We start from the raw sequence: 20,146 nt of genomic DNA on the forward strand, positions 1-20,146 counted from the left end.
GTACCAACTCTGCGTATGACACAATCCTGCCGGAACAGATCCGGCCTCTCTTGGAGGCTTTGCGACACTGGGTATCGCCTCCTGCACGTCCATCGTGCCTGATCTTTTTTGATTCACCTAGCCTTCGTAAACTTGCGTTCCTTCCTAAGATCGCTGCCGCAGAACAGGCAGGTTGGTCGCGTGCCACACCGCAGGATCGAGCTTCGATGCATGCGGGCGGGATTGATGCCGAAGACGATGCCAATCAGGCTCGAGCAGATATCAGACGGTCTCACCGATCTCAAAGAATCCCGCGTAAGAGCCGCCCGCGAAGTGGCGCCGCAACTCTTCGAAATTCTCAATGGTTTGGTTAAGGGGGCGCGCTTCCTGGCGCTTAAGGTTAGCAGTCCCAGTATGCTCAAACATCGCAACCCCCAGGAAATCCCAAATCTTAGCCATGCACGCGGAGGGTTCGCTAAGAAGGTTCTCGTACTCGACCACATGCAAGTCGGCCGACGCGAAGGAGCGCGCGACCCGATTGTGGAATTCGTCGGCGGCCTTGAAATAAGCCTCGCAGCAGGGGATTGCTAGTTTCACGGAGGGAGTAGCGTCATTGTCAGAACTGAACTTCAGCCACTGGCGGGTTTGTCTCGCCTGTGTCAGCGAACGCAGCGATTCCAGTGTGTTCTTACGGACCATGAGGATAACCTTGAGGCGCGGCCAACGGGCAAGCTCAGCAAAAAAGCCCGGACGCTCGTGGAACTGGGGTTCGTTGATCTTGCAACCAACGCGTGCCACCCTCTTGTTGGTTTGGTTTGGATAGCGCAAGTAGGCGAGTTCGAGGAGTTCGTGATCGCTGCCTGCCAAGCGGCCCTTATCGGACCAGTTCGTATCGTAAGTGTTGAGCAACTCACCGTTGCTCAGTACGTTCGGATGCTTGTTCAGCAATTCTTCCAGGTAGTGCGTGCCCGTCCTTGGCATCGCAAGGATCACAAATGCGCCAGGCGATGGCACGGGATGGGTCATAGCATAATCTCCAATGAATATTGCTGAGGGCACTTCGTCTGGGGCCTAGTGAATAGACCCCGCCAGTTCCATCAAACGGTCCAGCACTGCCTTATTTGCGTTACAGCTTTGAACTGGCTGCAGCGAGCATCCTAGGCCCATAGGTGTTTCGAAGAACGCGAGTTCCACATGATCGGCACGTTCAGTCTCCAAGAACAAATCTCATTTGGAAAGCGCCTGAGGCTGCCATCACACGATCCCGCCCAGAACAGTTTCAGCACCGGCTGCTTTGCCGGTGCTGAGCCTCCAACCAGCCTAGGGGAGCTCGGTTGCAGGCATCCCGACCGGCCGCACCGTCGTGGATTGACGCTCGGTGTAACCTTGGGAACCAGGGCAACTGAACAGCCATGGATATAAGGCGAACTTTCGCGGCTGACATTTTTCTATGCAGGAATTCATAAGCCGCGTAAAATCGAACGTTTTTATGGCTCCCATCCACGCTACGGATAGATGAACACGTGCGCTTCAAAGGCCTTGATCTAAACCTCCTCGTCGCGCTCGACGCTCTCATGAATGAGCGCAACCTCACCGCTGCTGCGCGCAGCATCAATCTGAGCCAGCCCGCCATGAGCGCGGCCGTCGGCCGGTTGCGCGACTTTTTCCGTGATGAGCTATTTACGATGAGGGGCCGCGAACTTGTCCCAACACCCCGTGCAGAGGGGCTTGCTCCCGCCGTCCGCCAGGCGCTGCTACACGTCCATCTGTCCATCATTTCCTGGGACGAGTTCAACCCGCGTCAATCGGAGCGTTGCTTCAGGATAGGCATTTCCGATTACATGACGCTGGTTTTTTTTCAAGCGGTCGTGGAGCGTGTCGCACGGGAAGCTCCCGCAGTCACCTTTGAGTTGCGGGCTCTCGACGAGCACCCCGATGACCTCCTCCGGCGCGGTGAGATAGATTTCTCAGTCCTTCCAGAAGTGTTCATGTCCAGCGCCCATCCCAGAGCAGCACTGTTTGAAGAGACGTTCGTGTGCGTAGGCTGCCCTAAGAACGAGGCGCTATCTCGTCCGCTTACATTCGAGCGATACATGTCGATGGGACACATTGCAGCCAAGTTCGGCCGTACGCGGCAGCCCTCCATCGAAGAATGGTTGTTGCTTGAGCATGGTGTCAAGAGACGTGTCGAGGTGGTCGTTCAGGGCTTTAGCATGATCCCTCCCATGCTACCGGGCACCAACCGGATTGCGACCTTACCGTTAAGGCTGGTTAAGCACTTTGCAGAAGCAATACCCCTGCGGATCGTCGAACTTCCGGTGCCGCTTCCCGCATTCACCGAGGCCGTACAATGGCCCGCGCTTCACAACAACGACGTGGCAAGCATTTGGATGCGGGAAATGCTTTTGCAGGGATCCGACTTGGCTTGTTCGCACGACGCTGGAGCGCTTAAGAGCTCCTAGTTTCGAAGAACGCAAGCAACTCCGCGGATCAGGCAGGCCAAGGCGCGCTGTGGATGGAGGCGGAAGGCCGTACTCGAAGGCAGGTAGCGCTGCCATTCATGACGTCGATGGTTTTAATCCAAACAACAAATTTTACCAGATCGGCCGGGTGTTGCATGAACCGCGCCCTGAGTGAAGCAGCTGTGCCTGGCACCGCACCAGTGCTTCGAATGATGTAAGCGAGGGGTAGTGTCCATGAGCTCTGAAGTGCGGTGGAAAGTGTGTTGGGAGAGTGAGTTGGAACTCTGCGATCACAAAGAGCTCGCCGAGTTCTTCAGAACTATCTTTGCACGGACCGGGTCCTTCAACGCGAAGCCATTCGAAAGCTATCGCAGTTGGGCGGGTGCGAGGCCTGAGCTGCGCGCAATCGCCTACGATTCGCGCGGCGTAGCGGCTCATATGGGCGCTCTGCGCCGTTTCATACGGATTGGCGACGAAGATGTGCTGGTGGCCGAGCTCGGATTGTACGGTGTGCGCCATGATCTTGAACGGCTTGGGATAAGCCATTCAATCAGCGCCATGTATCCGACGTTGCAGCAGCTTGGCGTGCCCTTTGCTTTCGGTACCGTCCGGCACGCGATGCGTAGCCACTTGGAAAGGTGGTGTCGGGGCGGTCTAGCGACCATGAAATCGGGCATGCGCGTGCGGTCGACCCTCCGGGATGTGTTTGCCGAGCTGCCGCCGACTCGCGTCGAGGACGCACTCGTGGTCGTTGTGCCAGTTGCGCGCCAGATTGATGAGTGGCCCTCGGGTACCTTGATTGACCGGAACGGCCCGGAGCTATGAAAGGACACCCATGCCCCACAGGCAAACCAGATTTGTTGGAGCAACCGGCGTCCTCAAACGCAGTGGCGCGGTGCTGGCACTGATAGCGGGCCCGCGGTCCCCCATCGAACGCATGTAGAAGGACTGGGAAGGGCCGCAACGCGCGATGCTTTGCCTGCCTGGCCGATGCCGGGCTGAACATCGAGGAAGTCGACTATTTTAACGCGCGCGGCACCTGCACAAAGATCAACGATCAAACCGGGACAGTCGCGATCAAGCGTCGCCTGCGCGATGACCATATGTGAAGGTGTAGTGCCGCCTAAGGCAACTATCGTGAGCCGGATCCCGATTGCGATCTCAACATACGCCCAAGGTGGCGCGCGAGAGCGACAGCGAGTGGCGCTGAGCAACACTTTCGTTTTTGACGGCACGAATGCCGTTGTTGTTCCAGGAGGGTGTAGGCATCGGACACCGGACCTTGGTAACGAAGCCGTCGCCCTAGGAGCGCCGCTAGCCGCACTCACCTCAGCCGGGGCGTGATCCAGGGTCGGCTGGAGCCTAGCTCAACCGTTCTGGTCACTTGGCAACGAGCCGGCAAGCCGAGCCGCAGCTTCGCTTATCGGCATGTCAATGACTGTGACTGCGCACGCTGCCAGGAAACGGCGTTCGTTTCTGGTCAGCTCCGACCCATCGATTAGCGCGAAATGTGGGCCGTCGGAGCGCTTCATGATCTGCCGGGCATAGGTGCGCAGCATCTGATCGTCGAACCGGCAGCCGAGGAAGAAAAAACCCCGATTGCTGCGCCGCTGCTTCACCTGATCAGGGATCGGCGTCTGGATGTCGATGTCTGTCAGCGCTTCGACATAGTCGGAATCTGAAATCAGGAAGTTCGCCGCCGGCCTGACACTGCCATGAGGCACATAGAGAACCGTCTCAACGGAAGGCACCGCGTCGAGTTCGTTTCCGGACAAATCATAGGCTTTGGTCCAAATGTCCCTGGTTTCGTTCGCCCGGGTGACGCCCTGTATCTCTACGACATCTCTTCGGCCGGTGGCGATCAGGGCTGCGCGCATGGTGCCATCATACCAACTGTCGACGATGAGCGAGAGCGGCAGTGTGGCGAGCCAGGCGTGGAGCGCCGTCGGCGCTGCCGGCGCGGCGAAGATCTCGGCCATCCAACCCTGGAGCGTCCGGCGATGCCGGCGCTGCTCGATGAACTGCGCGACAGACCACATATTGGTGCGGATCTTGGATGGAGCCGGCGCACGCTTGGTAAGGGCCGCGGCCACCGCCTCAGGACTATGCGGTACAACAGGCTTTGCGCAGCCGAGCTGGAGGAGACCCGGGCCCAGGTAAGGAACAATCGCATCGGCCGCGAGCGCTCCCTTGAGCAGGTCAAGCCGCGTGTCTGCATGGCTGTCCCGAGTGATTAAAAGATGGCGCGGGAAGGTGTTCATGCTCAGTCCTCTTGGGCTTCATGCCGTCATTCCGCCGTCCTAATCCCCGTCGGATATTTTCCTGGCCTCAACGGTGATTGGCAGGCGCGTATCTCGCGGCAGGTCGGGCAGGACGAAGCGCCAGCCGTTCCTGAGCATGACGGCCCCGCCCCACAAGCCTTCGTTCTCAACCTCAATGATCGGCTCTTCGAGATCCTTCTTGGGAACATAGGCCGACAGGCCGGCGCCGGTCCTGCGGATCATCAACTTCATCCGGCTGCTCCCTTGCCAGGAGCAGACGTAATTTCCGCGCTACCAGCAGCCCCGGCATTCTCGAGGCTCACCATTTCGCGCGCCCGCATTCCCACGACCGTGCCACGGCCGATCCATTCGACCGCATAGATGTAGAACTGCTGGAGAAAGGTGCCGATGTCACGCACGTACCCTTCGTCACCCTTCAACACGAGGTTTTCCCCGATCTCCCTGCCGGGGTAGGTGCCGTCATTCTTGACGTGACGGGTTGCGCGGACCCGTTCACCCGGCATGAATCGTGGAGGATTGCGGATTTCGACCTCCTGTTCGCGCCCCAGGGTCATGGCTGTTGTTCCTTTTCGCGGTTGGAGGTTGGAATGGAGAACTCAAGGCGCCTCGCCAGCCGATCGGACGTCAGGCGGGAACGCAGGTCATCTCCACCGGACAGACCGAGGCGCATTGCTGTGTGTCGAAGGTGTCCTTGCATTCGGTGCACTTCTCCGCGTTGATAACGTAGGCCTCGCCTTTGAATTTGATCGCACCCGAAGGACATTCGAACTCGCAGGCACCGCATTGGGTGCATTGGGATGCGATGATCTTGAACGCCATTTGTCGTCAACTCCTGGTCAGCTGATTGAGAGATGTCAGGCCGTCGCGGCCAATGGTTTGGCCCCAGACTCGGCGGCGTAGACCGTGCTGATCGCGGTCTCGATATGCTCATAGCCGTAGTCATCCATTGCCCGGATTCCGGCTGCCCTGAGCTGAGTCTTCGGGCTATCCCCGATCTTGGCGCACAGCACGACGTCTATTCCTTCGAGGGCCGCGATCACGCCTTTTAGGGTGGCATCTTCGCCCCAGCCACCCAGGCAATACTGCTCGACCGTCCGATGCCCGACCAAGCTGATCCCTTCCGGCGAGGCCTCATAGATCTGGAACTCTCTCGCGTGACCGAAGTGTGCGTTGACACGGCCGCCGCCCTTGCTCGCCACGGCGATAAGAAGCGACTTGCCCGAGTCCGCTCCTTTGACCAGTTCAGTCGCCTCGCTTTTAGCCGCCGCTCGATCGCCGCGCTCGCGCGCGACCACCTCCCGATAGGCCTCGCGCCTGCTTGCGTCATAGGTGACCTCGTCGGAGATCTGGTCGAGCGTGAACTCCTGGCCACGATCATCGCCCAGCAGGCCAACGGCATCGGCCCGGCACTGCCGGCAATGGCGCATCAATTTGGCACCGCCCTCCAGACGATCTTGAAGAGCCTTCAGCTCCATCGCCCTTGGGCCTCGTTGCCCGGTCAGCCCGTAATGCGTACCGTGCTCCCGGTCCGAAATCAGCGGCATGATGTTGTGCAGGAAGGCGCCGCGCTGCTTGACCCATTTGTTGACCTCGATCAGGTGCTCGTCGTTGACACCGGGGATCATCACTGAATTGACCTTGGTCAGGATGCCGCGCGCCGCCAGCATCTCCAGGCCCAACATCTGGCGCTCGTGCAGGATCCGGGCGGCTTCGACCCCGGTGTGGCGGCGATGCTTGTAAAAGATCCAGGGATAGATCCTTGCGCCGACTTCCGGGTCGACCATGTTGATGGTGATTGTCACGTGGTCGACATTCATGTCGCACAGCTCGGCGACATGGTCCGGCAACGCCAGCCCGTTGGTCGAGATGCAAAGCTTTAGGTCGGGGATTTCGTTGACGATGCGTTCGAACGTGGCCTTTGTCTTGTTCCAGTCGAAGCAGGCGTCGCCAGGTCCTGCGATGCCGATCACGGAAAGCTGCGGCACTACATTGGCGACCGCGATCACCTTGCGCACCGCCTGATCTGGTGTCAGCTTTTCCGAGACGACCCCAGGTCGGCTCTCGTTGGCACAGTCAAACTTGCGGTTGCAGTAATTGCACTGAATGTTGCACGCCGGGGCGACCGCCACGTGCATGCGCGCGAAATAATGGTGCGCCTCTTCTGAATAGCACGGATGGTCCTTTACCTTCTCCCAAATGGCCGGCTCCATATCGCCAGGCCTTGCGGACGAACCGCAGGTTGAAGACGCGCATCCAGCCGATTTCGCGGTGGTTTCGCTTTGAAGCGAAATCTTCGGTGCCGACATCGAATGGCTCTGCTCCTGGCTGACTTACACATCCAGGTGCAACAGCTATGCCAGCCCCCAATTGGGGACATTTACCCAAGATCTCGGCTTTTCATGTCTGATTTGTCAGTTCGCTACGACCTGGATTTGTCCGGGTTCCGACATTGAAGGAGCGTATCGATCGACAGAGCACCTCTGGCCCGCACAGGGCGCAGGGCACTCCGAAACTTCACATCGTTAGACGTTAAGCTCGTCTAAAATTTTCTGACGTCGATACCATGGCGGCGTATAGCATAGCCGACCTGGCGCGGCGTGAGGCCCAGGATACGAGCCGCCTTTGCTTGGTTCCAGCCGGATTTTTCCAATGCGTCGAGCAGCCGGTCGCGTTCCGTCAGGCGCGGGCTGCCCATTGCGTGACCGTTGGGATCGTTCCGATCGGCCGGCAGCTGCGATCCATCTCGGTTCATGGTGCCACAAGCGAGATCGGCGACGCCATTGGGGCTCTGCGAACAGCAGGCTCCTTTCCAGATGAGCGAAGAAAGACACTGGCCATTCCTGCAGGCGAAATCCGACGGAACTATCGTCTCTGACCGGGCAAGTGTCGCCGTCCTTTGCACGCAGTTTTCCACCTCCCGCACATTGCCAGGGAAGTGGCATGCCGAGATCACATCAAGCCCCGCTGGTGAGAAGGTGAGATCGCGATTGTTCTGCTTGTTGAAGCGATCGAGAAAGAATTCGGCAAGGAGTCGAATGTCTCCGGGGCGCTCCCTGAGCGGAGGCAACCTAATTGATATCACATTGATGCGGTAATAAAGGTCGGACCTGAACTCCCCATTCAGCACAGCCTTTTCAAGGTCCTTGTTGGTGGCGGATATAAGCCGGACATCGACCTTTAGCGTTTTCGTGCCGCCGACCCGCTCCAGTTCGCCTTCCTGCAAGACGCGCAGCAGTTTGGCTTGAAAGGTAGGCGAAATCTCGCCGATTTCATCAAGCAACAGGGTTCCGCCATGCGCCAATTCGAAACGGCCGGCGCGCTGCGAGACAGACCCAGTGAAGGCGCCCTTTTCGTGCCCAAACAGTTCCGATTCCAGGACGGTTTCAGAGAGCGCGGCGCAGTTCACCTTGACGAAGGGCTTGTTCTTCCGAGCTGAGAATTTATGGATTGCCTTTGCAAAGGCTTCCTTGCCGGTGCCGCTTTCCCCCCGCAGCAGCACGGGGGCATTCGTGCTTGCCACGACCGGGACCATTGCGAGCACCTGTCTGAGCGCGGGACTCTTCCCCACGATTCCGTCGATTTTGACGTGCGGATGCCGATCACCATCCGTCCTGCCGTCGGCGGGCGATGGTTCCGGTTTCTCTTCAACATGCCCTTGAACCCCCATGCTCGGGAGGCGATGGAGAAAGATGATTTGGCCGACGAGGATGGCGACCCTGCTTAGGAAGCCTACGTCCTCGTCAGTGCGGAAATTGGTCGAGCGGTCCCCGACGCGGTCGATCCACAATGTTCCAAGGGTTTCATCCTGAGCTTTGAGGGGAACACCGATAAAGCTCACCGGCAGAGTGTCGCTCCTCAAGCGCATCTGGGGAGCAGCCTGAAATAGTTCCGACTTGCTGATATCCTGTTCGACCAACGGCGTCCCCGTCGCGACGATTTGGTCTAATACGGCCCGCGGGATGCTGCCGCAAGTGGCTGATTGAGGTGGACGGACGCCGCCAGCAGTGACGACAAACCCCGGCTCTCCGTCAGTCCCGGGGACAATGATTTCTCCATGACGCATTTGCACAAACGAGGAGAGCCGGGCCATGGCATTGGCAAGCTTGGTCTCCAGCCTGCCGGGGGCGGTCAGGACCTTCGATATCTCGTAGATTCCCTCGAGCGGGAGATGCGCTCCGCGCCCGCTTTCGTTGGTCTCCCCAGGCTCTGCATCATCGCCTTCATCCCGCCGCGCATCCATGGAAGTGCCTCCGAATTTGTCTAGGATGCACTCGCCAAGCACACCTTAAAACTGAAGTTTCTAGAGATATCCCGAGCTACGAGATGTGAGTCGACTTGGGGCTTGCGGGTTGGCGTGGCGGGGCGACGTATCTAGATCCTTGAAGCTTGCCGGCCAGCACAGCCGATCATGGCGCAAACCCTCGTGGTCGCTGAAATTTCATAGCCGAACGATAGCGAATATGCGCTGGCCCACCAGCATCTCCAATGCGGCATTGTGGACGTCCGCGAGCGTCGGGCGAAGCAATGAGACAGCCGGTCGCTCGGTCCGCCAGACCCAGCAGAAGTGCGTCAGCATGCGAACGTCGTTCCACCGTCAAAACCGGCAACGGCGTGCTTTACAGCAGGTTCAAACTCAAACCGATCTGATATCATTGTGGCGTCATCGGGGGCGCTCCTCGATTGCTAAGCTGCTTTCGCAAAACAACTTTCCCCGATTCGGAACCCCGATGCACTTCAACAAAGCGAGAGGTGCGCTGCAACGCATACATGCGACAGGTTCCGTTGGCTCACTCTGCTGCTGCATGCCCAGCTATCCGAACTTAAAGAGGACACCGAAACCGCCGCGCGGATAGTTCCACGTGATCTCCCCACTTTCCTCGCACAACACTCGGCATGTGCCACACTCCATACATCCGTCGGCCGCGATCTCAACTTGGCCCGTGGCGTTCAGCTCATAGCATTTGGCAGGGCAGATACGTGTCAAGGCAAGCAGGTTCGCGCTCGGGCTTTGGTGAGGTCGCACCTTGATGTGCGGACGCCCTGCATCGATCAGATAACGGTTTTGATATAGCTTGTCCTCGACGCGGACGGGCGGCACTGTGATCGTCATTTTTTGCCCTCTCTCAGCGCCAGGCCAATGCCAAGCGAAGCGCGTCGCTGACCAGCCCCCAGCGCGAACGCCCCTTTATGAATGCAGCAGTGGTCGCTTTTTCCTTATCGATCTTCGGGGTGCCATCGACCCGCACGAGGTTCTGCGCGGCCAGAGAAACCAGCTGCGGGTATCTCATGAAGAAATTGTGCGAGTTGGTGTGCAGCAGTGCCGGCATGTCCTTATGCTTTCGCAAGTCCTTGAGGACGAACGAATCGTCCAGCATGGTTTTGTAAAGGACGAGGTTCCGCTTGGTCATCGGGGCGTTCCGGCTCTTGACCTGTACGATTGCTTCGCCTGCGATACGGCCGGACGTCATGGCGAGGTTCGAACCCTCACGGTGAACCGCGTTGTTCAACTGCGCTGCATCTCCGACGGCGACCCAACCGTCACCGAAGAGCTGCGGGATCGCCTTATAACCACCTTCGGGTATAAGATGGGCGGCATATTCCTTCAACTCCGAGCCCGCTATCAGCGCTCGTACCGAAGGGTGGTTCTTGAATCCCTCGAGCAGGGCGTAAGGGCTCTCCATGGTGGCGGCGAAATCCGAAACGAGGCAACCGATACCAAGGGAGATCGATTCCCTGTTCGTGTAAAGAAACGCTAGCCCGGTCATGCTGCGGGAGATGGTGCCCGCCGCCTCGATCACGCAGCCTTCATTGCCCTTGAGGCCGAAGCGCTGCTCGATCACCTCTTCGGGCAGGAAATGCATTTCCTTGACCGCCAGCGCCACGGTTTCTGGCCGCGGCATTTCGCGCAGGCCCGACCGCGTGCCAAGCAGTCCGTTAACGCCTTCTGCGAGTACGACCACGTCGGCCAAGATCCTTTCGCCGGCTCTGTCGGTGCGAACGCCTATGACCTTGTCCTTGATATCGTATACGAGCTCCGTCGCTGTCGTCTCGCACAGGAGGGTCGCGCCGGCCTCGCGCACCTTGCGCGAAAACCACTTGTCGAACTGGGCGCGGATGATTGTGTAACGGTTTGGCTTTGCCTCGTTGAAGTCGTCGGACCGATAGTGAATGCCGGCATGGGATGTATTGTCCATCATCCAGAAGCGCTGCTCGATCAGATGCCGCTCAAGAGGCGCGTCATCGCGAAAATCCGGGATGATCTTCTCTAACATGTTCGCATACATGATGGCGCCCTGGACATTCTTAGAGCCCGGATACTCGCCGCGCTCCAGTTGCAGCACCTTCAAGCCGCCGCTTGCCATCGTGAAAGCAGCTGCGTTGCCGGCCATGCCGGCGCCAATGACGATAGCATCGAACTTTTCCTCAACCATAGCCGTCTTCCTTAGCTCGCAAGCTTGTCGCGATTGTGCGGCGACAGCCGCCGGGTGAAGGCTTCCGTCAACGCCGGCAGGAAGCGGATCGCATCGGTGGCGATACCGATATGGGCGAAATCGAAAATCGGCGCGTTCGCATCGGTATTGATGGCCACGATCAGATCGGCGCCTTCAATGCCCACCCGGTGCTGGATGGCGCCGGAAATTCCGGCCGCGATGTAGAGCTTCGGCCTGATGGTCTTGCCGGTCTGGCCGATCTGCCGTTCAGCCGGCATCCAGCCCTTCTGGACCAGCGGACGCGAACAGCCATATTCGGCGCCGAGCGCCCGCGCCAGCTTCGTCACAACCTGCAGGTTCTCCGCCCCGCCCAGCCCAAGGCCTCCCGCGACCACGACATCGGCATAGGCGAGATTTGCCTTTACCGACTGCGTATCAGGCAGGAAGCCAAGGACCTTGGTGACGATCTCGTCTTCAAGCATCGACAGCTTGTGTTGGACGACCTTCCCGACCGGCTTATCCATACGCGGCGGCATCGCCATGACTCTCGGTCGGACTGTCGCCATCTGCGGCCGGCAGTTGAGCGTATAGATGGTGCATAGCAACGATCCCCCGAAGGTCGGCCGGGTCGCGGCAAGGGAGCCGTCAGGATCCACGTCAAGTTGGGTGCAGTCGGCCGTGAGCCCCGTTAGCAAGGTCGTTGCCACGGAGCCGGCAAGGTCCCGGCCGCGCATGGTGGCACCCAGAAGCAGGATCTCGGGTTTGTATTGATTGACCAGGTCAGTCATTGCCCTGGTAAAGGGCTCGTTGCGGTAGTCGGCGAGCAGCGGCGTCTCCACGATATAGACAAGGTCGGCACCATAGGCGAAGGCCTGGGCAACGGCATGCCAAGAGGCCTCTCCCGGCGGTCCGAGCACGATTCCCGCAAGCTGCACGCCAAGCTTGTCGGCCAGCTTGCGACCTTCCCCGAGCAGTTCGAAAGAAACCGGATGGACTTCGCCGCGCTCCAGCTCGATGAAAACCCAGACGTGCCGATACGCCTGGAAATGTTCCGGAAGATCCTTCTTCATGCCGGCTCGACCCCCGGCGGCAGGCGGGGTTTCTCGGTTCACGCTAGACATCCTACGCTCCTTGCCCTGAACCACCCTCGAAGGCCAGTTCGTGTTCCAGCGCCGGCTGGCGCGCGAAAATTGCGGCAATCAGCTCGTCAGCGAGATCACGCAGCGCCTTGTCTGCGGTGTCGATTTGCACCGCCTTTTCCGCCCGGCTGGACGGGGCGAACACACGCTTCACGACAGTTGGCGAGCCGCGAAGACCGCATTTGCCGAGATCCTCGATGCCAGCCTCGCCCGCACTCCACTTCACGATCTCGCTGCGGGCGGCGCGCAGGGCATCGTGTAGCGAGCCGCGACGGATCACGTTGACACCCTCCAGCATCGTAATGAGGCAAGGAAGCTTGCTCTTCAGCATCTGCATGCCGCCTTCCGCGCGGCGCTCGACCTTGATCTCGCGCGCATCGAGATCAAGGGAGGCGATCCTCGCGACGTAGGTGAGTTGCAGGAAATCGAGGCGCTTGGCGATGCCAGGCCCGACCTGGGCCGTGTCGCCGTCGATTGTCTGCTTGCCGGTGAAGACGATGTCTGGCGGGCCGAACGTCTCACCGATCTTGCCGATTGCCTGAGCGAGCGCAAAGGAGGTCGCCAGGGTGTCGGAGCCGGCAAAAAAACGATCGGTCAGGAGCACCGCGCGGTCGGCGCCGTAGGTGAGCGCCTTGCGCAGCGCGTCCTCTGCCATAGGGGGCCCCATCGTGAGCACGGTGACCTCGCCGCCGTCGATGTCGCGTAGTGTGAGTGCTGCTTCGAGGGCGAACAGATCGTATGGGTTGATGATGGTAGGCACACCCTGGCGCATGATCGTGTTGGTCACCGGGTGGACGCGTATCTGCGCGGAGTCCGGGACCTGCTTGATACAGACGACGATATGCATGCGGTCTCTCTGGCTCCTGTCGCGGCGCGGCTTGGCGCTTCATCTGCTTGCAAGCACCATTCGTGCCAACCGTTGAGCATCGCGCCATACCTTTGAGCCGCGGTACTCTGCTTCTGAGGTGTGTCCGAGAGAGGCGGGTTTGCCAGCTTTGCGACATTGTCGTGTCGCATCCGTGTCGCGTTTACTCCTTTCCGAACGGCTTCAGGATGGAATCGAACGGGACGAAGGTGCGGCCCGGCGTGGCGGGGCGATTTGGATCGTGGTCTTTGAGCACCTTGAAGACACGGTGCCTGAGCGGCGAGGACGTCGCGAAGTCCTCATAGGCGCGTTCCAGTGTCGCGCGCGCCCGCGCCGCGATCACCAGGTCCGTGAGACCGGAGAAGTCCTCTTCGGCGAGATATTGGCCCATGCGCTTCATGATGTGGAGCCGCGAGACATCGAGCACCTTCGGATCATAGGAGACGCCAAGGGCCACGAAGAACTCCTCCGCAGCGGACAAGCCTTTCAGCCGCGTGAGAATGTCGGTGAGGTCGATGATTGGCCTTTGGGTGGAACAGTGGCTCATTGTAAACTCCCTGGTGATGATGGTCTCGGGGTCGGCTTCCTTCTCGACCAAGATCCGCATTCAAATCCCATCGCCGTATCCGGTGCAGGCCGGGAAGGGGTCACGCAGCTTCGCCACCAGTGCGGGCACGACCTCGAGCACCCGGTCGATATCCAGCCCGCTGTTGTCGCGCGACAGGGAGAAGCGGATTGCCCCTTGTGCCGCGCTGCTGGCCACGTTCATTGCTTCCAGGACATGGCTGAGCTCCTGCGAGCCGCAACCGCAGGCAGAGCCAGAGGAACAGGCGATACCCTCGCGATCGAGAAGGAGCAGCAGGCCATCGGCCTCGACGTTCTCGAAGGCGATGTTGGTCGTATTCGAGAGCCGATCCAGCGGATCGCCGGTCACGAAAGCGTCTGGAATGCGCTGGATAAGTCCGCATTCCAACCGATCGCGCAGAGACTTTATGAGCTTGCTGTCCTCATCCATGAATTTCATGGCAAGTTCGGCTGCCTTGCCAAGCCCGACGATGCCAGGCGTATTCTCCGTGCCGGCGCGCCGGTTGCGCTCCTGGTGCCCGCCCTTGATCAGCGAACGGAAGTGCACGCCGCGCTTTACATAAAGCGCACCGATCCCTTTGGGGCCGTGCAGCTTGTGACCTGAGAGCGACAGCATGTCGATTGCTGTGGATTTCAGGTGGATCGGGAGCTTACCGACCGCCTGCACCGCGTCCGTATGGAACAGGGCACCGACTTCCTTGGCCGATTCAGCAAGCTCGGCGGCAGGGAAAATCGTGCCGGTCTCGTTGTTTGCCCACATGATCGAGACGATTGCCACGTTTGTGGTCAGCGCCGCCTCATAGGCGTCGACGTCCAGCCGGCCACGACCATCCACCGGGATCTTGTGCACCTTGAGGCCGCACGTCTTCTCAAGATGCTCGCACAGCGTCAGCACGGACGGATGCTCGACCGCGGAGGTCACGATCTCTGTGCGCTGAGGCATCACCCCCAGCGCCGAAAGGATCGCCGCATTGTTGCTTTCCGTTCCGCCCGATGTGAAGGCGATCTCATCGTCGAATTCCGCTCCGATCAGCGCTTGCACCTGCTGGCGCGCCTTCTTCATGGCTACGCTCACGGCAGCGCCATATCCGTGCTTTGACGAAGGATTGCCGAACTGATCCATAAACAGCGGCCGCATGGCTTCATAGACTGCGGGATCCACTCGCGTGGTTGCGTTGTTATCGAGATAGACCGGCCTCATGAAGCTCTCCTTAGCTGACCAAAACACAGACTTTGGGCAGACCCGACCGTCAACGAGTCTCTTCTCTCAGGCCCTCAGCCGAAGGACTTCCCGCAAGCGCATTTTTCCCCGGCGTTCGGGTTATCGAAGACGAAACCAGAGGATTCGAAGCCGGTGACGAAATCGACGGTCATACCCGCGACATGGATTTGCGAGCTTACGTCCACGAACACCCTGACGCCGCCCGTCTCGATGACCGCATCGCCCTCACGCGCGAGGCTTTCCAAGCCCATGAGATACTTCAGTCCCGCGCAGCCGCCCCCCTCCACTTTAATGCGCAGGCCTTCCGCCGGCTGCTCGGCTTGGGAAAGCGCGGTCCTTACCGCGGCGACAGCATTTTCAGTGAGCGTGATCATGGGACGCCTTCTCCTCGAGTGCGCGATGCGTTCGCCGATCACACGCATGTGCCGTGCCAGGGAGAAAATTGTTTTCTGAACTAGGCGATGTTTTTAGCGCCGGCACATCGCAGGTCACAAATCGTCGGACATCGCACAACACGCAGCCGGTGGGATGGAGTGGGTAGAGCTTTTCCCGCGCATCCGCTCTTCCCTAGATACGCTGGGCACCAAACACCCATTGTCGGCTTTGTCGAGCCCACAACATACCGGTGTCCCGCCAGCTTCTCTTCAATCCATTGAATAATCTGGAAAGCTGTTCTGTGAGGCTCTTCGAGGCAGTTGGCATAAGTTTTGAACCTCCTTCGTTGCGAGGCGGCAAGAAAGCGACCGCCATTCATGTCACCCGTGACATCGCAGCGAAGGAAGGACAGCATAATGGCAGGTCTGCCTCAGATCCCCTTTCAATGGGCCTCGTGGTATTTACATTGGCCACCTCCCAAAACACGTTCGCCGCCATTGTCGACCTTCGGCAGATCTTGACGGTTCAGCTGTGACCCATCGCCGATTCCATCGGCACACCTCCGCTTCTGCTTCGACCTTTCGGAAGCGCGCAGAGACCGGTAGCAACTGATTGACGATGAGATCGCAGCCATGAAGTTCGATGCCGGCAAGGCGACCACAATGGAGTCAGCTGGCTTTCGCGTCGCGAGCTGCGGGACCTCCGGCCCCGCAGTCTCCTTCCCCTATCACGACCAGCGGCCTTCGCCGTCGAAAAACTGATCGACCCCGACACCAATCGGGATGCGATCGCACCGGCTGGCGACCCATTGGGGACTCCGGCTGGCAAAGATCATCCGACGCAGTGCCGGCTCAACGACCCCCTCTCGAAGGACTCGCGTCTTTCGATCACCGAGCTTAGCCGTTCACCTGCTCGTCGCGCTGAAATTCAACGGTCGGGAACATAGCAAAAATGGAATGCGAACCTTGGGCAACACTCCTCCAGCAAGTGCTTGCTCCGGTAGACCGCCCAACTTGCTCGCCAGTGCTGAGGCAAACAGATCTGAAACCTACGACCGTGAACAGTCATGCCGATGGCGCAGCAAACAATCCGAGGAATCCGTTCGCACATGTCGAGGCGGCGGGCTGGGGCCAGGGCCTGAGGACGCTCACGCGTGTTACCTACATGAATTTGCGTCACCGGTGGCAGGTTGCTATCGCAATTGGGTCGACGTTCATCGCCGCAGCCCTCCAACTGCTCATTCCTAAACTGCTCGGTCAGGCCGTTGACCAAGTCCGGATGGGTGAGGGCATCTCCGGCGGTACCGTCGAACAAGCGCTTTGGACATCGGCTCTCCTGCTGCTCGCCGTCAGTGTGCTGCGCGGCCTATTCACATTGGCGCAGAACTACTTTGCCGAATCGGTCGGGCATCACTTCGCCTATGAGCTGCGGCTCGCCTGCTATGACAAGATCCAGCGCCTCAGCTTCTCCTTTCACGACCAGGGGCATTCAGCCGATCTGATCACCATCTGCATGCTCGATATCGAAGGTGTGTGCTGGTATTTCTCCACAGCGCTGGTCCGCGCTGTCCTGCTGGCCATGTTAATTGGCATTGGCGCCTACATGCTGCTCTCCACCAATCTGGAGCTCGGTGTTCTGGCGCTGAGCTTTGTGCCCTTCGTCGCATGGCGCTCATCGCGGACCCAGCTCAAGCTGCGCGCCACCTGGGACGAACTGCAAGGGCGGCTCTCCGTTCTGGGCCGCGTCATGGAGGAAAATCTCTGCGGCATCCGCGTTGTCCGCGCTTTTGCCGCACAAGCCTATGAGATGCTGAAGTTCGAGCGTGTCTCCCAGAATGCGCTCGCACTTGCCCAGGAACGCGCCGACATCTACGCGCGCGACACTTCGGCGATGACCTTCTCCTTCTTTTTTGCCATGGGGCTGGTCCTCTGGATTGGCGGCAGCAAGGTCATCGCAGGTGAGATCAGTGTCGGAACTCTCACGACCTTCCTGACATTCATGACCGTCCTGCAAATGCCCGTCCGCCAAATCGGGTTGATGATCAACGCTTTCGCTCGCGCTTCGACATGTGGTTCACGTCTGTTCGGCTTCCTTGACCTGGACATCACGGTTAAGGACGCACCCCACGCTCGTCCGATCAAGATCAGCGAGGGCACTGTGCGCTTTGACAATGTCTCGTTCGCTTATCCTGGCGCTGAAAACCGCCAGATCCTGCGGAATATCAGTTTCCAGGCCCGTAGAGGTGAGACTGTCGCTATCGTCGGTCCACCCGGCTCGGGAAAGTCGACAATCGCTCACCTGATTCCGCGTTTTTACGATGTCACCGGGGGCACCATCACGCTTGATGGGCAAGACATCCGCAACGTCACTCTTTCCTCGCTACGCAGGGCGGTCGCGGTCGTGCAGCAAGATCCGTTCTTGTTCACCACAACGGTCGAGAACAACGTCGCTTATGGAGACCCCTGGGCCAACGAACCGCGGATCGAGCGCGCAAGCGAATCCGCCCAGCTGCACAACTACATCCTAGGCCTACCCGCTGGCTACAAGACGGTCGTGGGCGAACGTGGCGTTTCCCTCTCCGGCGGCCAGCGCCAGCGTCTCACAATTGCCCGCGCGATGATGCTGCGCCCATCAGTCATTGTTTTTGACGACTCGACCGCGGCGATCGACGCCGCTACCGAACAGCGCATTCGCTCGGCCATGCGCCGTTTCGCCAAAGACCGCGTGACGATCATCATTGCCCACCGGCTGAGTTCGGTTATGCACGCCGATCAAATCCTTTTCGTTGAAAATGGCGAGACTGTCGAACGTGGCACTCATGAAGAGCTTCTGGTCAAGGCAGGGCGCTATGAGGCTCTTCACAATCTTCAGACGCGCCCACGCGATGATGACGGCGCGAACTGATGTCCCAGATCCCCGACCATGAAAGCGAACGCAACGGTGTCCGCGACGGTACGCGTCCGCCGCGGGCTGTCGTTGGCTCGCATCGGATCGAAGACGAGGTGTTCGGACGGGCTTTTGACAAGAACATTGTCCGGCGGATCTGGGCATTCGTCGAGCCTTACCGGACCAAGGCTGTTATCGCGGTTGTCGCGGTCCTGATCTGCGCCGGCGTGCAGCTTCTCATCCCGTTGATCATCCGCTACGCGGTCGAGCACGCCATCACTCCAGGAAGCCGCGATGGCTCGGCGCTGCTTGCGGCTGCTGGCGCCTTTTTTCTCGCGATTCTGGTCAATCGCGTTGCCAGCTACATGCAACAGAGCGTGATCGGCAAAATGGTCGAGGTTGTGCTCTTCGACATTCGCCGCGCCATGTTCGGCCATCTGCAGAAGGTATCCCTTTCCTTTATGGACCAGACCGAGGTCGGACGTCTGATGTCGCGACTCCAGGGCGATGTCAGTTCAATCCAGGAATTTCTCGAGACCTCAGTGCTTTCGGTGGGCGATATCGCCCTTCTATTCGGCATCATCTTCGTCATGCTGTGGCTGGACCTATCGTTGGGGCTCCTTACGCTTTCGGTCTTGCCAGTCCTCTTCATCGTCCGCATGTCCTGGCTGCCGAGCGCCCGCAATGCCTTCATGGCCGCGACCGAGACCAATTCAGCCACCAATGGCGCGCTGGCCGAGGCCATTCATGGCGTGCGGGCCGTCCAATCCATGGATCGCCAGCAGATCAACTTCCTCCTCTATGACGACAAGGCCCATGCCAATCTCAAGACGCAACTGACAGCTGCCAAATACGCCCAGGTCATGGTGCCGATTGTCGATACCCTCACGGGCCTTGCCATGGCCGGCATCGTGCTGGGCGGTTCAAAGGTCCTGAACGACCGCATAGATGTGGGCGTGACGATAGCATTCTTGTTTTATATCCAGCGCTTCTTCGACCCGATCCGTTCGCTCACCCTGCAGTATTCTGTCATGCAACGCGCAATGGCCTCGGGCAAACGACTGACAGAGGTGCTCGATCTGGACATTGAGATTCATGACAAGCCAGACGCCAAGGCGCTTTCGCCGCAGATGGACGGTTCGGTCGAATTCAGGAATGTCACTTTTGGCTACGATCCCAAACATCCGGTGCTGAAAAACATTTCCTTGAAGGTCAGCCCCGGCGAGACGGTCGCCCTGGTTGGCCCAACCGGTTCGGGTAAATCGAGCGCCATCGCACTCGTTCACCGCTTCTATGATGTCCAGCGCGGCCAGGTGCTGGTCGGCGGATATGATGTGCGCGATCTGACCCAGGAATCGCTCGGACGGCAGGTCGCCATGGTCCTGCAGGAGCCGTTCCTCTTCACGGGGACGATTTTCGACAACATCCGCTATCACAGGACGGACGTGAGGCGCGACCAGGTTATCGAAGCCGCCAAAGCCGTCGGCGCCCATGACTTCATTGTAAGCCTGGCCGGCGGCTACGACGCCCCTTTAGGCGAGCGCGGCGGCAATCTCTCGCTCGGCCAGCGCCAGCTCATCAGTTTCGCTCGCGCTCTCGTGGCCGATGCCAAGATCCTGGTCCTCGACGAGGCGACCGCCAACATCGACAGCTACACGGAAATGCTAATCCAGAAAGCTCTGACAAAGCTTCTGGAGGGCCGCACCGGCTTAGTGATTGCCCACCGTCTTGCCACGATCCGCAATGCCGACCGCATCATCGTGCTGCAGAACGGAGAAGTGATTGAAACCGGCAACCACGATCAGCTGATGGCCATGGGCGGGTTGTACTTCAAACTCTACAATCTCAATTATGCCTCGTTCGACGACCTTCCCGAGGAGCAACTCGATATCACCGCAAAGGGGGGGCAGACTTGATGCC

General features: G+C 59.4%; 19 protein-coding genes and 1 pseudogene. 5 read left to right on the forward strand and 15 right to left on the reverse strand.

The genetic code is table 11. From position 1 onward, the window contains the following. Positions 1-261: 261 nt before the first annotated feature. A complete protein-coding gene (locus O7A60_RS25225; protein ID WP_337108485.1) occupies positions 262-1,005 on the reverse strand; it encodes a sulfotransferase in 744 nt (247 codons plus the stop codon). Between the two features lie 497 nt (positions 1,006-1,502). Here O7A60_RS25225 and O7A60_RS25230 point away from each other — a divergent pair, with 497 nt between their 5' ends. The 3 genes and pseudogenes from O7A60_RS25230 to O7A60_RS25240 all read left to right on the forward strand — a co-directional run. Then, positions 1,503-2,441, forward strand: a complete 939-nt coding sequence (locus O7A60_RS25230; RefSeq protein WP_032935642.1) for a LysR family transcriptional regulator — start codon at positions 1,503-1,505, stop codon at positions 2,439-2,441. A 234-nt stretch (positions 2,442-2,675) separates the two neighbouring features. After that, entirely contained in the window at positions 2,676-3,266 is a 591-nt protein-coding gene (locus tag O7A60_RS25235) for a NodA family N-acyltransferase (RefSeq protein WP_337108487.1), read from the forward strand. Between the two features lie 131 nt (positions 3,267-3,397). Then, positions 3,398-3,689, forward strand: a pseudogene (locus O7A60_RS25240) (beta-ACP synthase); the annotation flags it as partial. A gap of 119 nt (positions 3,690-3,808) precedes the next feature. On the opposite strand, the gene O7A60_RS25245 reads toward O7A60_RS25240, so the two are convergent. From O7A60_RS25245 to O7A60_RS25305, 13 genes are all read right to left on the reverse strand, one after another. Further along, the gene (locus tag O7A60_RS25245; protein WP_337108488.1) at positions 3,809-4,702 is read right to left on the reverse strand and encodes an SIR2 family NAD-dependent protein deacylase; all 894 of its coding nucleotides are present in this window, start codon (positions 4,700-4,702) and stop codon (positions 3,809-3,811) included. A 39-nt stretch (positions 4,703-4,741) separates the two neighbouring features. Beyond that, positions 4,742-4,954, reverse strand: coding sequence for a putative nitrogen fixation protein NifT (gene nifT / locus O7A60_RS25250; RefSeq protein WP_337108489.1), 213 nt, complete (start codon positions 4,952-4,954; stop codon positions 4,742-4,744). After that, complete coding sequence (locus O7A60_RS25255; protein WP_337108490.1) at positions 4,951-5,277, reverse strand: nitrogen fixation protein NifZ; 327 nt, start codon at positions 5,275-5,277, stop codon at positions 4,951-4,953. Before O7A60_RS25255 ends, nifT begins: the two co-directional genes overlap by 4 nt. Positions 5,278-5,347: 70 nt before the next feature. Then, a complete protein-coding gene (locus tag O7A60_RS25260) occupies positions 5,348-5,542 on the reverse strand; it encodes a 4Fe-4S binding protein (protein WP_027144865.1) in 195 nt (64 codons plus the stop codon). 35 nt (positions 5,543-5,577) lie between these two features. After that, positions 5,578-7,029, reverse strand: coding sequence for a nitrogenase cofactor biosynthesis protein NifB (gene nifB / locus O7A60_RS25265; protein WP_337108491.1), 1,452 nt, complete (start codon positions 7,027-7,029; stop codon positions 5,578-5,580). A 233-nt stretch (positions 7,030-7,262) separates the two neighbouring features. Beyond that, positions 7,263-8,963 (reverse strand): nif-specific transcriptional activator NifA, encoded by a 1,701-nt coding sequence (nifA, locus tag O7A60_RS25270; RefSeq protein WP_337108492.1) that lies wholly within the window; start codon positions 8,961-8,963, stop codon positions 7,263-7,265. A gap of 570 nt (positions 8,964-9,533) precedes the next feature. After that, positions 9,534-9,833 (reverse strand): ferredoxin family protein, encoded by a 300-nt coding sequence (locus tag O7A60_RS25275; RefSeq protein WP_027144869.1) that lies wholly within the window; start codon positions 9,831-9,833, stop codon positions 9,534-9,536. Between the two features lie 13 nt (positions 9,834-9,846). Next, positions 9,847-11,154, reverse strand: coding sequence for an FAD-dependent oxidoreductase (locus O7A60_RS25280; RefSeq protein ID WP_337108493.1), 1,308 nt, complete (start codon positions 11,152-11,154; stop codon positions 9,847-9,849). Between the two features lie 11 nt (positions 11,155-11,165). Further along, entirely contained in the window at positions 11,166-12,275 is a 1,110-nt protein-coding gene (locus tag O7A60_RS25285; RefSeq protein WP_337108494.1) for an electron transfer flavoprotein subunit alpha/FixB family protein, read from the reverse strand. 1 nt (position 12,276) lies between these two features. After that, the gene (locus O7A60_RS25290) at positions 12,277-13,140 is read right to left on the reverse strand and encodes an electron transfer flavoprotein subunit beta/FixA family protein (RefSeq protein ID WP_337108495.1); all 864 of its coding nucleotides are present in this window, start codon (positions 13,138-13,140) and stop codon (positions 12,277-12,279) included. Between the two features lie 181 nt (positions 13,141-13,321). Beyond that, the gene (nifW, locus tag O7A60_RS25295) at positions 13,322-13,705 is read right to left on the reverse strand and encodes a nitrogenase stabilizing/protective protein NifW (protein WP_337108523.1); all 384 of its coding nucleotides are present in this window, start codon (positions 13,703-13,705) and stop codon (positions 13,322-13,324) included. A 60-nt stretch (positions 13,706-13,765) separates the two neighbouring features. Further along, a complete protein-coding gene (gene nifS, locus O7A60_RS25300) occupies positions 13,766-14,944 on the reverse strand; it encodes a cysteine desulfurase NifS (protein WP_337108496.1) in 1,179 nt (392 codons plus the stop codon). Between the two features lie 74 nt (positions 14,945-15,018). After that, complete coding sequence (locus tag O7A60_RS25305; protein ID WP_027144875.1) at positions 15,019-15,339, reverse strand: HesB/IscA family protein; 321 nt, start codon at positions 15,337-15,339, stop codon at positions 15,019-15,021. A 1,165-nt stretch (positions 15,340-16,504) separates the two neighbouring features. Here O7A60_RS25305 and O7A60_RS25310 point away from each other — a divergent pair. Next, positions 16,505-18,244, forward strand: coding sequence for an ABC transporter ATP-binding protein (locus tag O7A60_RS25310; protein ID WP_337108524.1), 1,740 nt, complete (start codon positions 16,505-16,507; stop codon positions 18,242-18,244). On the opposite strand, the gene O7A60_RS32015 is transcribed toward O7A60_RS25310, so the two are convergent. Beyond that, positions 18,208-18,498 (reverse strand): hypothetical protein, encoded by a 291-nt coding sequence (locus tag O7A60_RS32015; protein WP_415926857.1) that lies wholly within the window; start codon positions 18,496-18,498, stop codon positions 18,208-18,210. The two genes, O7A60_RS25310 and O7A60_RS32015, sit on opposite strands and share 37 nt — an antisense overlap. Between O7A60_RS32015 and O7A60_RS25315 the strand changes: the two genes are divergently transcribed. Continuing rightward, entirely contained in the window at positions 18,472-20,142 is a 1,671-nt protein-coding gene (locus O7A60_RS25315; RefSeq protein WP_415926858.1) for an ABC transporter ATP-binding protein, read from the forward strand. The two genes, O7A60_RS32015 and O7A60_RS25315, sit on opposite strands and share 27 nt — an antisense overlap. Positions 20,143-20,146: the final 4 nt, after the last annotated feature.

Origin of the sequence: Mesorhizobium salmacidum (SeqCode), assembly GCF_037179605.1 — a bacterium.
GTDB lineage: Bacteria > Pseudomonadota > Alphaproteobacteria > Rhizobiales > Rhizobiaceae > Mesorhizobium > Mesorhizobium salmacidum.